This window comes from Paenibacillus hemerocallicola, from assembly GCF_006265175.1.
GTDB classification, from domain to species: domain Bacteria; phylum Bacillota; class Bacilli; order Paenibacillales; family NBRC-103111; genus Paenibacillus_AB; species Paenibacillus_AB hemerocallicola.
In genome coordinates, this window is record NZ_VDCQ01000021.1 from 36,620 (window position 1) to 52,825 (window position 16,206).

The window sequence follows — 16,206 nt, forward strand, 5'->3', positions numbered from 1 at the left end:
AAAATGGATGCAGCAATGCATTTGGCTAGCTTTGAACGGATGATACGTTCGCAGGATCGGTTGCGGGAATTCGTGGATCGGACGACTACGGCATTTTTTCGGATGGAGCAGTATGCCGAGCGGGCGGCCGAGGCTTTGGCTAGTTTGGCGGCCATCGAATTTGGGCCCGAGACGCAAGTTCCGGATAATGGCCTGACCGAAGCGCTGAATCATTTAGCTACGAATGTTGCTGAACAGGCTTTAAGTATAGACTCGTTGACATCCTCTGTAAGCTCATTGGCATCACATTTAGGGCTTATGGCATTAAAGGTAGATGATATTAAGACGGAAGAGAATGAAAAAGAAAAGTTTTCTACTTTCGATAGAGTAATTGCAATGCTATCACTTTTAGCTGCTCTTCCAGGTGCCTATAGTGATTCTAAAAATCTTATTCCAGAATTGAAAAAGATAAAAGATATATTTAAAAGGCGAAGAAATCTCCCTGATGGCAATGATTCCGGGAGTAACCGAAGTACGAAGGATGAATTGGCCAGGGAAGCTACATCAGCTACCCAGACTGAAGAGGTACTACATGAAGAGCGCAGGAAGCAGACGAAGCCTAACACCCCAAGGGCAGACGACCCCAGCAAGCTGGACGAACTAGCCGAGAAAGCCGCATCCGCGACTCAGACGAAGGAGGCGCTGAAAGAAGAGCGGGGAAAGCAGACGAAGCCTAACACCCCAAAGGCAGACGATCCCAGCAAGCTGGACGAACAAGTCGAGAAAACCGCATCCTCGACTCAGGCGAATGAGGCGCTGAAAGAAGAGCGTGGGAAGCAACTGAAGCCCAACACTCCAAAGGCTAACAACCGCAGTGCAAAAGACGAACTGGCTGGTCAAGCCTCATCAGCGACCCAGACGGATAGGACATTGAAAGAAGAGCGTGGGGAGCAACTGAAGCCCAACATCCCAAAGGCTGATGACCGCAGTGCAAAGGACGAACTGGCCGGTCAAGCCACATCAGCGACCCAGGCTGAGAGGGCATTGAAAGAAGAGCGTGGGGAGCAGCTGAAGCCTAACATCCCAAAGGCTGACGATCGCAGTACAAAGGATGAACTGGCTGGTCAAGCCTCATCAGCGACCCAGACGGATAGGGCGCTGAAAGAAGAGCGTGGGGAGCAACTGAAGCCTAGCGCCCCCAAGGCTGACTACCGCAGTACAAAGGATGAGCTAGCCGAGCTAGCCTCATCAGCTACTCAGGCTAATGGGACAATGAGTGAAGAGCGCGGAAGACAGTTGGAGCCCAATTCCCCAAAGGTTGACGACCGTGGTACGAAGGACGAACTAGCCAAGGAAGCCGCATCAGCGTCCCAGACCGACGGGGCATTGAAGGAAGAGCGCGGAGAGCGACTGAACTCGAATGCTCCAAAATTCGATGGTCGAAGTGCAGGGGATGAACAGACCAAGCGGACAGAGTCTACAACACGAGTAAATCCAGACCACGATACATCAGGTATGAAATCAAGGCCCGGACGATATTTCCCGCCACCCCATATGGGTTTTATGTCGAATACGATGGGCAATGGTTTAAGCTTACTAAAATCTATTGGTAAAACGACTGCACTGACGAGTGTTCTATCCGGTGCCATGAATATAGCGACTGCTGAAAATAAACAGACCGCAATAGTTGAATCGGTAATAGGAGCAGGCGGAGCAGCGATAGGATCGATTTTTGGCTCTATGCTTCTTCCAGGCGCAGGGACAGTTGCAGGAGGAATGGCGGGTGCTTGGCTAGGAGAGAAAGCCGGGAAGTTTTTCGGCAATATGTGGTTTGGATCGAAAGACGACGAATCGAAAAAAAAGGTTGAACAAGTTAATGCACAGGCTTTATCCAATGCGGCCGAGTTTCTCGAACCGAGAGGACAAAATAACGCCAGATTGCTCACCAGCCTCCCCATATTGAATTCCGAAATGCAGCTATATCCACAGAACGCTTGGCCGTCACAGGTTTTTGATTCGACTGGAGGTTTAGGCACTGCAACAGTGGATCCGAAAGTCACTGCCAGTACTCCGACCTACAACATCTCCGTCGAAGGCGTCCAAATCGTAATGCCCAAGGAAGAAATCGACGAAGAAAGCCTCGCTAGACGGATCGGCTGGGAAATCGTCAGTAAAATGAAAGCTTCGATGGAAAATCAGGTGGTGACGAGATGAGCGCAGCGTATCCGGATTTAATGAAGCCGATCGACATTACGCTGGAAGACTCCTCCGGCTTAAAGCTGTGGTTTCCGGTCAATCCGTCGGAAATCAGCATCAGGCGGGACCGCAGCTACGAAACGTTCCAGATCGTCAATCTGGGGGAGGTCGACTTCCCTCATGGGGAGAGAATCAAGGAAATTTCGTTCTCGTCCTTCTTCCCGGCTGTGTCCGACTTAAGCTATTGTCGTTATGAAGATATCCCGAATCCTCAGCTCATGATGAATCAGATCAATACATGGATGTCAGATCGCCAGCCTTTGCGCCTGATGGTTATGCCTTCCGAAGTGAATGTGTTGGTCATCATCTCCTCGCACAACAGTACGTTCAAGCCGAACGAACCGGGCGATGTTTATTTCGACTTGACGTTCCGGACATGGAGGGATTACCAGATTCGGACGCTGGCGGAGCTCGGGGGAGGGGGCGCCCATACGGAGTCCCGACCGGATTTGAAGCCGGTTCCGAAAACGTACACGGTGCAGCCCGGCGACTCGCTATGGGCGATAGCCAAGCTGAATCTAGGCACCGGGAGCCGTTGGCGCGAAATCTATGAATTGAACTCGGATGCCATCGGCCCGAATTCGGATCTCATTTATCCCGGACAAGAGCTGGTGATGCCTGCATGAGCGTTCCAGAATACCGTGCATATGAGGTTGTGCTCGATAACAGCTATTTGCTGGGCGATTTGATCGAAAGTATAACGCTCGAAGAATCTCTCGATGAAATCGCCTATCGGGCAACGGTAAGTCTGATGAAACCGTCCGGTTTTCCGGATATTCGCCCGGGCCAGGAAATTCGCGTATCGGGAGTCCCTCATCGAGGTTCGGATCTCGTTTATTTGCTCAATCCCGGAGTCGTGTGGGAGTGCGAGCATAGCTATCGCGGGGCGGACCGGCTGACATTGACCGTGTATGACCGGACGATCTACATGGCGAAGTCGGAGGATGAATATGTATTCCCGGCAGGCCAGACCGCTTCGCAGCGATTGAAGCAATACGCCGCGGATTGGGACATATCCCTTTGGCAAATCCCCGATACCGTCTATACGCTGAGCAAAAAAGTATATCGCTCCCAGCCGATCTACTCCATGCTCTTGGCTGATCTTAAAGAGACCGCGCGCAAGGGCGGGTGGTTATACCGTCCCCGGATGACTCCGAACGGGTTGGAGCTTTTTCCGCTCGGCAGCAACGAAACGGTCTGGGCTCTGGAGCCCGGCGGCAATGTAGAATCGATCACGCAGCGGAGGACGCTGGAAGGAACGGTTACGAAGGTGAAGGTGCTGGGGAAGGAAGACAATCCCGAGAGCGCAACTCCGGTGCTGGCCGTGGAAAGCAAAGAAACGGAGCTTTACGGCACTTTGCAAAAGGTCGTCATGGACAACGATATCAACACGGTAAGCGAAGCCGTGACGGCAGCTAAAGGCTTTCTCTCCGGAATTCAGGAGACGCTCAGCGTGTCGGCCGTAGATGTCAATACGATCCGGGCGGGGGACAAGGTAGAGCTGGCCGGAAGCGGGATGGAGCTGATCGCAACATCCGTGCGCCACGAGCTCGGCCGACCCGGGAAAATGACGCTGGAATTGGCGACCTACGAATATGTCAAAAGGAGGTACTTCCTGGATGGATCCGTATAAGAAGCTGGCAACCGTACTGGAAAGCCGGATGGCCGGCCATGCCGCTACCGCGGTAACGGGTGTCCCTGCCGAATTGGGTACGATCACCGGAAGCGGGCTCAAGCTCGACTCCTTCAAGCACGAGATGACGGATTATTTGGTGGCGGAATGGGAGACGAAGCTGAAGCTCCCGGCTTTTTCCCTAAGAGGCTCTATCACGGGAACCCTGTCCGGCAGCGGCGAGTTCCAGTTCGAAGAAACGGAAATCGAAGGCGCGGCTCTCCTATTCAAAGACGGCCTAAAGCCTGGCGATCGCGTCTTGGCGGTACCCGTCGCAGGCGGCTCCGAAGCGGTCGTCATTTGCAAGGTGGTGCGCTAAATGCCGAATTTGTTTCCTTCAGTTAGCAATGCTTCTTCTCCGGCAACGGAACTCGGCGGAACGTCCCGGGGGCAAGTTAAATTTGGCCGCAGTTGGCGTTTCGATTACGGGAAAGGCGACTTTACGACTACGCCTACGGGGAAGATTGCCGCGAGTGCCGACGTCGAGGCATGGCTGGAATGGTGCAAAAAAACGCTCCATACCGAGCGCTATACTTATTTGGCGTATTCGCGCAGCTATGGTCAGGAATTCGAAGAGTTAATACCGCGCAATTTATCGCGCAGGGCGAACGAATCGGAAATCGTCCGAATGACAACGGAAGCATTAAAGGTAGATCCCCGTACGTACGGGGTAGGCGCCTTCTCGTTCGAGTGGGAGGGCGAGCGCTGTTATTTTCAGTGCGAAGTCACGAATGTACGCGGACAAAAGTCCAGGATTGACGGAAGCGTGGTGACCGGTTGATGGCGACATTGCCGAATTATTTGCAAGACCAGACGGAAGAAACGATACGCCAGCGCATGCTCGACAGCCTGCCCTCCGATCTCGACAAATCGGAGGGTTCTTATATATGGGACGCCCTCGCCCCGGCCTCCATCGAACTTGCCCAAGCGGCCATATGGGCTCAGGAGGTGCTTCGCCGCGGTTTCGCGAGCACGACGTTCGGGGCATATTTGGAATTGCGCTGCGAGGAGCATGGGGTAATCAGGCGTCCAGCAGTGAGGGCCGGCGGACAAGTCCGATTCACGGGCAGGGCAAATACCGTTGTTCCTGCCGGTACTTTGGTGGCTACCCCTGCGGATAGGGTGACGGGGACATCTTCGGTACAGTTTGCGACAAAAACGTCTATCGTTTTGGATGAAACCGGAACGGGCATCGCCGACATCGAAGCTGTGGAGGCGGGAGCGGCGGGAAATGTGGCCGGCGGTGCGATCAGTTTGATGATGACGCCAGCAGCCGGTGTAACGAATGTCACGAATGATGCGTCGCTCGATGGCGGAAGCGATACGGAGAGCGACGCTTCGTTGCGCGAACGCTTTCTGCATAAGGTACGAAGTCCATCCGCGAGCGGCAACAAAGCGGACTATGTCAACTGGGCGTTGGAAGTAGCGGGAGTAGGCGGCATATCCGTCGTGCCGGTTCGGGACGGCCCCGGAACAGTGACCGTCAGCATTATCAACACCGACAAAGAGCCGGCCTCCCAATCGCTGGTCGATAGGGTGCAAAATCATATAGCTCCTCCATGGATTGTCGTCTCGGAGGCGGAGCTGCAAATGATAGGCGGGCAGGGGGCCTCCAACGATGGAAACAGCGTGAAGATGGAATATAACCCGGCAGAAGCAGGCACCTTGTGGCAAACGTTAACGGGATTGTTGCCCAAGCCCGGAGTTTGGACGGCCAGAATATGGTTGAAGGCGGACGACCTGTCAGGCACGTCCAATGTTTTTCAAGCCAGCGTCTATAATATTTCCGCCATGGACTGGGCGAAAACAACGCAGAACGGTAACGAGGACGCTCTCTTTTTGTTTACGGGCAATCAGCTGAGCGAAACGTATGCGGCCGTCTCGATTCCGTTCTTTTGGAACGGGTCGGACAATATTCAGCTTCGCTTATTCCGACTCGGCAACGATACATCGACCATCCTCTGGATCGACAGACTGGAGTACCGTTCCGCCTTCTCGAAAAATACAGGGGAGGGCAAGGCGCCGATAGGGGCCAAAGTGACGGTTGAGCCCGCGGCTCCGGTCTTCATTAATCTCTCCGCAACGTTGACAATCGCGGCGGGATACAATGCGGAAAGCGTAAAAGCGACAGCCCGACAAAACGTGGTTGACTACATTCGTTCGCTTTCTTTCACGGACGACAACGACATCCGTTACGTTCGGATCGGTCAGGCTATTCTCGACACGACCGGGGTCCAGGACTATTCCAATTTGCTTGTCAACGGGAGCAGCGACAATGTGGTTGTCGGTACGCAGGAAGTCGCGGTGCTGGGGACGGTGACGTTTACGTGATCCCGATCGATAGCGTTCGCGGTAGAAAGATGGCGTCCTATATACCGAGAATTTATGAAACGTCGCGTGTGATGGGGTCCATTTTGCAAGCCGAAGGAGAGGAACTCGAGAGGCTGAGGCAAGCTCTGGATGGCACCTTGGATCAGTTTTTTGCGAGAAGGGTTACATGGGGATTGGATCTGTGGGAAGAGGAGCTTGCGCTTTCGCCGTCACCGGAGCAGCCTTTTGGCGAACGAAGGGACAGGATCGTATCGAGGCTTCGCGGGACGGGAACAGCGACCTCTCGGGTGATCAAAGAGGTATCCGAAGCGTATGACAACGGCGCGATCGATGTTATAGAAAATCATGCGGAATATGCCGTGACCATACGTTTTGTCGACACGCTCGGAGTTCCCCCAAATATCGATGACTTGCTCATTGCCGTTCGTGCCGTTTTACCAGCACACCTGGACTTACTGTACGAGTTCAATTACTTCCTATGGGGGGATTTGGACGCCGAGAATTGGACTTGGAGCCAGCTTGATGCATTGAATCTTACATGGGACCAACTGGAGGTGTACGGATAATGCCTGAATCAACACCCAAATTAGGATTGAAAAAGCCGTTGGCGAATGAAACCGTGAGTCGGGCGGCGCATAACGAGAATCTAGACCTTATTGATGCCCATGCGGCATCGCAGAGCGCATTTGATGCACATAAGGGAGCATCCACGCTTGACCACCCAGACGGTAGCGTTACGGACGCAAAGATCGGCAACCGTGCCGTAGACGATACCGTGATTGCTGCAAACGGAGCCGACACACCGACGCGTTTATGGTCCAAGCTGGCGAATATGGTGAAGCGGATCACCGGCAAAGCGAATTGGTTTACTGCGCCTGCTGTGAGCCTGGAAGATGCGAATACGCATATCAATTCTACTGCTGGGGTGCATGGGGCGACATCGGCGGCTACGGGGAATACGATCGTTCAGCGGGATGCGAGTGGTCGATTCAAGGCGGCAGCTCCTTCGGCGGCTGATGATGTTGCGCGGAAGGCCGAGATTGATTCGGTAGTTTCCGATGGGGTAAAGAAATCCATATTGTTGGACCACGGAACGGACCTGAATACAATAGTTACATCCGGGTTCTATCGTATGACGGAAAGCCCAGTAAACGCTCCCACGGGTGTCGCTCATGGAAATATGATTGTATCTAGAGGGTCCGATACGATAGTACAATTGGCATTTTCATATAGTGACTACAAATTTTATATGCGCCAAGGAAATCCTCCTGAAGTTGGCGGTACTGGTATATTCCTGCCTTGGATAGAGATGATCCATTCCGGCGGCGGGCAGACGATAAAAGGATCTTTGGATTCGTGGGGTGTCCTTTCTTACGGGCTTCCGGGGGCAGCGCGCGGGGCACTTAGTTATGCACAAAACATTATCACATTGGAGGCGTCTTCCGCCGACACAGATGTTAAGATAATGTCTACCGGAACTGGTAGGGTGCTTACCAATAACAACATCTTGGACGACGGGACCGGAGTCGCGAGGTTCGGGGAAACAACGGGCGGAACACATAACGGAAATATCATACTTGGACCTGACGACCGATACACAGTCGTTCAGTTCTGTAGTGGCGCGACCTTGAAGGCAGAGATTATGGGCGATGCAGCCACCGGAGATATGTATCTGGACGCCACGCGATTCATTTTTAGAAATGCCCCTAATAGCGGCGCGAACGTGCTTGTTATCGCGAATAACGGCGCAATAACCACTGCGAATAACATGTTGGACGATGGGGCTGGTAATGCCTCGGTTCATAATATGGATATCACCGCCCCCACCAACGAAAATACCGGATGGGCAAAGGGTATGCGGTTCATGGACCGGAACCGCAGCACGACATATGGCAGCATCGGCATGTATGGGATAAGCACCGGCGGGCCTACAGCCCTAAACAACATATATATCGGATTCGGGGCAGAGCCGTATAATGGTGGTGCCGCTGGTATTATAATAGAACCCACCGGAAAAGTGGTAACCAAGAATAACATCTTGGACGACGGCGGCGGCGGCAGTATGTCCATCGCCGGACCAGTCATTGTTGCTATCGGAGGCCATGATTTAAACATCGTGCCATACTCGGGCAAGGCTGTCGGATTCACCAATAACGCCGTGGACACGTGGTTGCTTCGTGTGAACGATACGACTGGCGGGGCATACACCAAGAACAACATCTTGGACGATGGGGCCGGGTTAGCCACATTCAAAGCAGCCGTTGTAGATGGAGCTTTCCATGTTCGTAACCCCGGCAACACCGCCCAAAAGATAACGATGGGATATAATAACGATCGTGGCGAGATCCAAGCCGTGCATGACGGAGTCAATTATAAGGATATGGTTCTTAATTTTTTCGGTGGATCAGTCCTCACTAGGAACAACCTTTTGGACGACTCGAATGGCAATGCATTATTCGGCAATGCCACAAATGGATATGTGCGAATAGCCTCGAACGCGGACGCCATGTATATTCAAGGCATGAACGCCACACAGGACGGGAGCAAGAAATTACGCCTAACCGGGATGTTTGGCAATCCCGGAGCTATAGAAACGTATCACAACGTCTTGGACGATGGGGCTGGAGTTATGAGTATTGCGGGTGCCTCCCTTTTTACCACAAATCCCGGCACCTTTTATATCAGGCCAGCAGCAGGGTCCAGTATCGGATTCACGAATAACGCGGCGACCCAATGGCTATTGCGGATGGACGAAGATACCCATAAGGTCTACACAAAACACAACATCTTGGACGACGGGAACGGACATGCTACGTTTGTTGATATGGTAGTGACTGGAGATGCTGCATTTGCATCTAAGCCCAAAGTATCTATGCTAAATGATGCATGGTTTTGGTCACAAGCGCAGACCGGCGGAATGAATATCGGGGTGGGTACAAACACGACCGGATTCAACGTCTCGCAATTAGATTCCGATGGCGCTTGGGTAACAACAATATTGCAAGATGATGGTACTAGTCTCGTTCATCGCGGCGCAGCCGTTGTGACTTCTGCTGGTGGACAAACGATAAACGGGATGACGACCGTGGAAAGTATCACGTCTACTAGCAAAATGTATCCCGCAATGACAACCGGCTCAATAGCCTCCAATTCTGGTTCAACCGGCGGACTAGAAGTGCGATCTGTAGACAATACAGGTGCGTCGTTCATGACCTTCCATCGCCAAGGTTCACACGCCGTTCACTTTGGGGTGGATACGGATAATCAGCTCAAAATAGGCGGCTGGAGCATGGGAGCGAATGCATATTCGATATGGCATTCCGGGAACCAAGGCAATTCGGACTCCTTACTCACCTCCTCCAAGAGTGTCGTCGGAGCAATCAACGAGCTTTTTACGTCTGCCAGTAACGGTAAATCGGCGGTCGCTGTCGCGATTACTGGCATGGGGCAGTCGGCAAGCGGTAGCGACACATACGCACAATTGGCGAGTAAGATAGCGGCTATATCGACCAATGCCAATGCGACTGTTGGTCAAGTGCTGGCTGGCCGGACGTTTTACAGCAGTGGCTTGAAGACGGGTACCATGCCGGACCGAGGTGCAACAAACTTGACGCCGAGTGGGACGGGCACGGTGGCTATTCCTGCCGGTTATCACAACGGTTCCGGCGTCGTTGCGCAGGTCAGCGTACCAGCAGCGAATGTGTTAACAGGTACAAATATTGCGGGTGTGGCCGGTACGATGCCCAATCAAGGTGCGATAGTAATAACACCTGGGGCATCGGCAAAATCGATCCCGGCCGGTTACCATAACGGAAGTGGCACGGTTGCAGGTAGCGCCAATCTAATCCCGAGCAATATTAGATTCGGGGTCCAAGTGTATGACGTTATCGGATCACTGATCGAAGGAAAGCGATGGGCGTCGGGCAATATTAATACGGGCATAGACGGGTTTTATGATGTTGGTGGCCTTAACTTTACACCATCAATCATACTCGCAGCGACAGACCCGTCATTCTCGACAAAAGAGATAATCGCTTATTTTGCGGGATATAATCAGACCTTTGTCCCGGTCGGGGGCTACGCCATAAATAGTAGCATTACTAACATTACCAGCAGTGGGTTTAGGATCAATAACGCCCCTAATGGTTACCTGATGAACTGGTTTGCTGTTGAATAAGCACATGAACGCCCCGAGCAATCGGGGCTATTTTGTATGGAGGCGATGTCGTTGAAAATTTGCAGTATTTGCAGTAAAAAATGAAAGCTGGTAACAGTCTGGAGGAAAAAACTCGGATGAGTATGCGCTCGAGGAAAAAACGTAGTCGGCGGAATTGATGGCGTAAGCATCGCGATGTTCGAGAAAAACGTGAGCATGAACCTGAAGGAACTACAAAGGTTATTGCAACAAGGTCGGTACAAACCTGATCCGGTACGACGACATTTCATCGAGAAGGAGAATGGAAAGTTAAGGCCGTTAGGCATTCCCACAATCCGCGATCGCGTATGCCAGCAAGCTGTACGTCAAATCATTGAGCCGATTTTCGAGCAAGACTTCTACTATTACAGCTTTGGCTTCCGTGCGGGATACTCGGCACACCAGGCAATAAATACGATTCGACGTGCAAAACGCGGCGGATACAAATATGTGGTTGACCTAGACATCATGTCTTTCTTCGATGAAATTCCACATGAATACCTGATGGAGAAAGTACATGAGCGAATCACCGACGGTAAAGTGCTGACGCTCATTCGCGGATGGTTAACGGCGGGATTCATGGAAGGTGATCAGTTCCATGAAACAGAAGTCGGGTCTCCTCAGGGCGGAGATTTGTCGCAATTGCTTGCGAATCTGTACTTGAACCATTTCGACTGGGGGATGAAGGAGAAGGGCTTTGCTGTGGTAAGGTATGCAGATGATGCAGTGATTCTGCGCAAGACAAAGGAACAGGCAAAAGAAGCATACCGAGCAGCAAAGATCATTCTGGAAGACGAATTACGACTGCGAATACACCCTGAGAAAACGAAGGTTGTACATTTCGATGAAGGATTTCGCTTTCTAGGATTCAACTTCTGGAGGGACTATCTGATACTTCCTGACGCTAAAGTGAAGAAATACAAGGATAAAATCCGGAGTGTCACTCCCGTAGACAACAAGGTAGAAATCTTGACGAAATGCTCAAGAAACTAAACGAGATCGTACGAGGATTTGGTAATTACTTTGGCATAGGAAATGCAAAGGGAATATTTCGGCATCTGGACGAATGGACGCGTATGCGTGTACGAGCATTCATACGCCAAAGAAATCTACGGTTTCTAATTCGCTGATTCCCAACAAAGTACTGGGATCGGCAGGAATGGTATTTCTAACAAGCTTACTCAACACACGTTCCTAATTCAGGAGTGAAATATGCAATCCGGCGACGGATGAAGAGAACTCACCCTTGAAGATGGGGAATTGACGAAGGAAAGCCGTGTGCGGGAAATCCGCATGCATGGTTAGACAGGGAGTCCGAGGGAGTAATCCCGCGTCTGACCCTACTTTCAAGCAGATGGGATGGGATCCATATGAGCGAACACGATATCTGCCAGGTACAGATTCATACGTTGAGAGAGGAGCTTCAGGAGTTTAAGCGCGATGTGTGGGAGCACCTGAAGGAGGTGAGGGAGAGTCATAAGATTTACGCCGAGACGATTACGGTGCTGCGAGAAAATGTGGTGCGGTTGACGGGACTGGCCGAGCGCCAGGATGACAAGCTGGATGCGATTAATACGGAGCTGCGGCAGCTGAAGGCGCATGCGCAGGATGCGTCGATACCCGACGATCGCGTCTGGTACCGGCAATTTATCGAGAATAAAGAGAAGTTTTTCGTTTATGTCCTCGTCGTATTGCTTGCTTTTTCTCTGGGCATACGCGTGGAAGAGGTGGTTAAAGTATTCGGGGGAATGCGATGATGGTCGAAATGACGAACGATATTTTAATGCTAGCGGCGGTAGTGACATCTTACGTAGGCATTTTGAAAGCATACGGCGTGCCGCATAGGCACAACCATTTGTTCAGCTTGGTTGTCGCCGCGATGTTTGTACTTGTACCGGATCGGGTGCAGCAGCTCCTGCTGACGATTTCCTTGGTAGGCCTCACCGCAAGCGGGGCATATCATTATTCCAAAGGACAAGCCAAGAACGGGGGACAGGACGATGCAGACACGAAATAGCGGGAACTCCCGAGGGATCGACGTCTCCAAATGGCAGGGCCAAATAGACTGGTCGGCGGTAAAGGGGGACGGTATCGCGTTCGTCATTATGAAAGCGACCGAAGGCGTCTCTCTAGTCGATGCGAATTTGATGCGGAACTACGAAGGAGCCAAACATGCAGGTATTCCGCTCGGATTATACCATTTCGCCCACCTCTCCAATGCTCCCGAGGCGGAAGCGGAGCACTTCTTGCATGCTACGCTAAGCCTGCGAGCTGATCTGTGGTATGTTTTGGACATGGAACACGGGTCGTTGGACGGGAAGGCAAGTACCAAATCTCAGGTTAGCGAATGGACGAGAAGATGGCTTCGACGGGTTCAAGAGGCTACGGGGAAGCTTCCGATGATTTACACAGGCGCATCTTTTGCCAGAACGTACTTTGAAGACGATTTGGGCGTATATCCGCTGTGGGTGGCCCATTACGGCACGGATACTCCGATGAGCAATCCGGTGTGGGACCGATGGACGATCTTTCAACACAGCGAGACGGGGCGGGTGAACGGCATAGCCGGAAATGTGGATTTGAACGAATTGGACGGCAAGATCGATGCGTATTTGCCTAAAACGAAAGGGAGAGAGGAGCGCGTGGAGTTTACAGAAGAATGGCAATGGAGGATGTTGACGAGTGCTCTGCACGGATTGTATGAGAAAAGCGTAACCGGTGAGCTGGACCGCCCGCTCGTAACGGACTACAAGTGGGCAGCGCAGGCGTACAACCGGGATATGAAGCCGGAAGATTTGGCATGGCTAGCGATTATTCTTCTCGCCAAAGACAAGGGGATCCAAGTATGAGACGAGTTCGCGCAAGCTAAGCTGGTTCCCCTTCAAAATCTTTTAACAAACCGCACGATTCGCGCTAACACTCCCCGGTTAAGCTATATCTAGAAGTAACCAATCAGGGAGGAATGCGGCCATGGTTCAGAACATGCGGATTTGGCTCGCGCCAATATTGACGATCGTGCTCCTATTCGCCCATACGGCTGTCCAAAGACAGGCCGACTATGCATCTGCCGAACAGGCCTCCACTTCCTATAACGACCGTTTGCCAACGATTCTCCCGATCCTTTCTATAATGGAAGCAAGCGACTTTCCCGGAAACATCGTAACGATTCGAGGAAAAATAACCTCCGGCCCAGCGACCGCTCCTGACGGCAGCGTATCGTTTCAGGTTACGGACGAAACCGGTTCGCTTCTGGTCTCTGTCCAGGAAACAACTGTTTCGTTTCTTCAAGGCGATAAGATTCAGGCGACCGGACGAATCGGAAGCCACATGAATGAAGTTATCTTAAGAGCAAGCCAATCCGACATCGTGGCTACACGATAAGATTGTCCATAACCTACGAAAATGGCTGCCGGGCTCACGTCCGGCCTTTTTTGCGTTTTAACGGGATTTAGGAATCGCCCTACGCTGACTCGCTGTACCCGCTTCGACCGGCACGGCATATACTGTACGTAACATGACATACTCCTCCCGAACAAACGGGGTCTCAAGGACCGGTGAAAGGGGAAGTGCAAATGAGCAAGAACGACTCTGCTATGGAAAATATCCAGAGATACGGCGCCAACAACTACAATCCGCTGCCTGTCGTTATTGTACGCGGGGACGGCGTCTGGGTGGAGGACCGGGAAGGCAACCGTTATCTGGACATGTTGAGCAGCTATTCCGCGCTGAACCATGGGCACCGCCATCCGAAAATAATATCTGCGCTCAAGGAGCAGACCGACCGGATTACGCTTACGTCGCGAGCGTTTCACAGCGAGCCTTTGGGCGCTTTTTATGAAAAGCTGGCCTGCCTAACCGGCAAATCGATGTTTCTTCCGATGAATACCGGCGCCGAAGCGGTGGAAACGGCTATCAAGGCGGCGAGACGGTGGGCTGCCGATAAGAAAGGCGTTCCTGAAGGACAAGCGGAGATTATCGTTTGCGAAGGGAATTTTCACGGGCGGACGATTACGGTGACGTCTTTTTCTTCCGCGCCGGAATACAAGCGGGGCTTCGGCCCGTTTACGCCGGGGTTCACCTTGATCCCGTATGGAGACGCAGAGGCTCTAGAGCAGGCGATTACCCCGAATACGGCAGCGTTTCTCGTAGAACCGATTCAAGGGGAAGCGGGGATTATTTTGCCCGAGGCGGGCTTTTTGCATAAGGCGGCGGAATTGTGCAGACGGTACAACGTTCTGCTCATGGCGGACGAGATTCAGACCGGCTTTGGGCGAACCGGCCGGACGTTCGCCTGCGATTGGGAGCAGGTCGTTCCCGATGTATATATTCTCGGCAAAGCGCTGGGCGGCGGGGTTTATCCGATCTCGGCGGTCGCTGCGGATGCAAATGTGTTGGATGTTTTCGAGCCGGGCTCGCACGGCTCTACGTTCGGGGGTAATCCGCTGGCATGCGCATGCGCCGTGGCGGCTATGGAGGTTTTCGAGGAGGAACGATTGGCAGAACGCTCGCTTGAGCTCGGAAAATATGCGATGACCTGGCTTCGTTCTCTGACAAGTCCGGTCGTGAAGGATATCCGGGGCAGGGGATTGTTTATTGGAATCGAGCTGGATCGGAAAGCCAGGCCTTACTGCGAGAAGCTGATGGAGCTGGGCGTGCTCTGCAAAGAAACGCACGATACGACGATCCGTCTGGCGCCGCCGCTCACGATAACGCGGGAAGAGCTGGATTGGGGCTTGGAGCGGATCGGGCAAGCTCTCGAAGCCCGGTGAGTTCATAAACTTGCAGACTAAGACGCAAGGCTTGACACGAAAGGAGCGTTCTGATGAATCCGCGAATTCGCAAAAACGTTTCCATTATCGGAGTACCGATGGATTTGGGCGCCGACCGGCGCGGGGTGGATATGGGGCCGAGCGCGATCCGCTGCGCGGGGCTGGAGCCGCGTTTGGAGCAGCTGGGGTACGCGGTGCGGGATGAGGGAGATTTGATCGTTCGGCGGGCAAAGGCGTATTCGGCCGTGCCGGAGTCGAACTTGAAATATTTATATGAAATTGTTCGGGTTAACGAGGAACTGGCTGACACTGTCTCCGACCTTATTGTGGGAGGAAGGTTTCCGCTAGTGTTGGGGGGCGATCACAGTATTGCCATCGGGACGTTGGCCGGCGTACTCCGTCACAAGGAGAGCTTGGGTGTCATCTGGTACGATTCCCATGGGGACGTCAATACGGCGGATACATCTCCATCAGGCAATATACACGGCATGGCGCTTGCGGTCGCAATGGGGTATGGCCATCCCGCATTGACAGGGATCGGCGGCGAACGTCCGAAGGTGAAGCCGGAGCATGTCGCAATCGTGGGCGCACGATCTTTGGACCCGGGGGAGCGGGACTTTTTGAAGGCGAAAGGGGTTACCGTATTTACGATGCATGAAGTCGACCGGATCGGCATATCGCGGGTCATGGAGCAAGCGTTGGAAGTCGCTACCCGCGGGACGGACGGGGTACATGTCAGTTTTGATCTGGATGGCGTGGATCCGAAGGATGCGCCCGGTGTAGGGACCCCGGTATTGGCCGGGATCAGCCTGCGCGAAAGCTTGCTCGCGATGGAGATCGTTTCGGACGCCAATGTGGTGACGAGTGCCGAGTTCGTCGAGGTCAACCCTACGCTGGACAGCCAGAACCAGACGGCGAGAGCGGCCGTCGAATTGATTACATCCCTGATGGGTGAGAAGATTTTGTGATCATCCCGCCGGGAATGAGGTGAGAAAGTGGTGTCC

16 protein-coding genes are annotated in these 16,206 nt (G+C 52.8%); all 16 read left to right on the forward strand.

From position 1 onward, the window contains the following. Nucleotides 1–3 precede the first annotated feature (3 nt). The 16 genes from FE784_RS16355 (at nucleotide 4) to rocF (ending at nucleotide 16,170) form a co-directional block, all read left to right on the forward strand. On the forward strand, nucleotides 4–2,193 hold the full coding sequence (locus tag FE784_RS16355; protein ID WP_139603292.1) for a hypothetical protein: 2,190 nt from the start codon (nucleotides 4–6) through the stop codon (nucleotides 2,191–2,193). Then, nucleotides 2,190–2,861, forward strand: a complete 672-nt coding sequence (locus FE784_RS16360) for a LysM peptidoglycan-binding domain-containing protein (protein WP_246132056.1) — start codon at nucleotides 2,190–2,192, stop codon at nucleotides 2,859–2,861. Before FE784_RS16355 ends, FE784_RS16360 begins: the two co-directional genes overlap by 4 nt. Continuing rightward, a complete protein-coding gene (locus tag FE784_RS16365; protein ID WP_139603293.1) occupies nucleotides 2,858–3,868 on the forward strand; it encodes an XkdQ/YqbQ family protein in 1,011 nt (336 codons plus the stop codon). The genes FE784_RS16360 and FE784_RS16365 overlap by 4 nt, the downstream gene beginning before the upstream one ends. Next, the gene (locus tag FE784_RS16370; protein ID WP_139603294.1) at nucleotides 3,855–4,226 is read left to right on the forward strand and encodes a hypothetical protein; all 372 of its coding nucleotides are present in this window, start codon (nucleotides 3,855–3,857) and stop codon (nucleotides 4,224–4,226) included. The genes FE784_RS16365 and FE784_RS16370 overlap by 14 nt, the downstream gene beginning before the upstream one ends. Further along, nucleotides 4,227–4,688, forward strand: coding sequence for a DUF2634 domain-containing protein (locus FE784_RS16375; RefSeq protein WP_139603295.1), 462 nt, complete (start codon nucleotides 4,227–4,229; stop codon nucleotides 4,686–4,688). Beyond that, a complete protein-coding gene (locus FE784_RS16380) occupies nucleotides 4,688–6,238 on the forward strand; it encodes a baseplate J/gp47 family protein (RefSeq protein ID WP_139603296.1) in 1,551 nt (516 codons plus the stop codon). The genes FE784_RS16375 and FE784_RS16380 overlap by 1 nt, the downstream gene beginning before the upstream one ends. Then, the gene (locus FE784_RS16385; RefSeq protein ID WP_139603297.1) at nucleotides 6,235–6,804 is read left to right on the forward strand and encodes a putative phage tail protein; all 570 of its coding nucleotides are present in this window, start codon (nucleotides 6,235–6,237) and stop codon (nucleotides 6,802–6,804) included. Before FE784_RS16380 ends, FE784_RS16385 begins: the two co-directional genes overlap by 4 nt. Further along, the gene (locus tag FE784_RS16390) at nucleotides 6,804–10,415 is read left to right on the forward strand and encodes a pyocin knob domain-containing protein (protein WP_139603298.1); all 3,612 of its coding nucleotides are present in this window, start codon (nucleotides 6,804–6,806) and stop codon (nucleotides 10,413–10,415) included. The genes FE784_RS16385 and FE784_RS16390 overlap by 1 nt, the downstream gene beginning before the upstream one ends. 153 nt (nucleotides 10,416–10,568) lie before the next feature. Continuing rightward, nucleotides 10,569–11,426, forward strand: coding sequence for a group II intron reverse transcriptase/maturase (gene ltrA / locus FE784_RS16395; RefSeq protein ID WP_281287106.1), 858 nt, complete (start codon nucleotides 10,569–10,571; stop codon nucleotides 11,424–11,426). Beyond that, entirely contained in the window at nucleotides 11,411–11,563 is a 153-nt protein-coding gene (locus FE784_RS42855; protein WP_139603300.1) for a group II intron maturase-specific domain-containing protein, read from the forward strand. The genes ltrA and FE784_RS42855 overlap by 16 nt, the downstream gene beginning before the upstream one ends. Nucleotides 11,564–11,803: 240 nt before the next feature. Beyond that, on the forward strand, nucleotides 11,804–12,190 hold the full coding sequence (locus FE784_RS16405) for a hypothetical protein (RefSeq protein WP_139603301.1): 387 nt from the start codon (nucleotides 11,804–11,806) through the stop codon (nucleotides 12,188–12,190). Continuing rightward, entirely contained in the window at nucleotides 12,187–12,450 is a 264-nt protein-coding gene (locus FE784_RS16410) for a hypothetical protein (protein WP_139603302.1), read from the forward strand. Before FE784_RS16405 ends, FE784_RS16410 begins: the two co-directional genes overlap by 4 nt. Continuing rightward, nucleotides 12,434–13,282, forward strand: a complete 849-nt coding sequence (locus tag FE784_RS16415; RefSeq protein WP_139603303.1) for a glycoside hydrolase family 25 protein — start codon at nucleotides 12,434–12,436, stop codon at nucleotides 13,280–13,282. Before FE784_RS16410 ends, FE784_RS16415 begins: the two co-directional genes overlap by 17 nt. Before the next feature lie 121 nt (nucleotides 13,283–13,403). Next, nucleotides 13,404–13,814: a hypothetical protein gene (locus FE784_RS16420; protein ID WP_139603304.1), complete on the forward strand. Its 411-nt coding sequence runs from the start codon at nucleotides 13,404–13,406 to the stop codon at nucleotides 13,812–13,814. A 191-nt stretch (nucleotides 13,815–14,005) separates the two neighbouring features. Further along, nucleotides 14,006–15,202, forward strand: coding sequence for an ornithine--oxo-acid transaminase (locus tag FE784_RS16425; protein WP_139603305.1), 1,197 nt, complete (start codon nucleotides 14,006–14,008; stop codon nucleotides 15,200–15,202). A gap of 53 nt (nucleotides 15,203–15,255) precedes the next feature. After that, on the forward strand, nucleotides 15,256–16,170 hold the full coding sequence (gene rocF / locus FE784_RS16430) for an arginase (RefSeq protein ID WP_139603306.1): 915 nt from the start codon (nucleotides 15,256–15,258) through the stop codon (nucleotides 16,168–16,170). The last annotated feature ends 36 nt before the right edge of the window (nucleotides 16,171–16,206 follow it).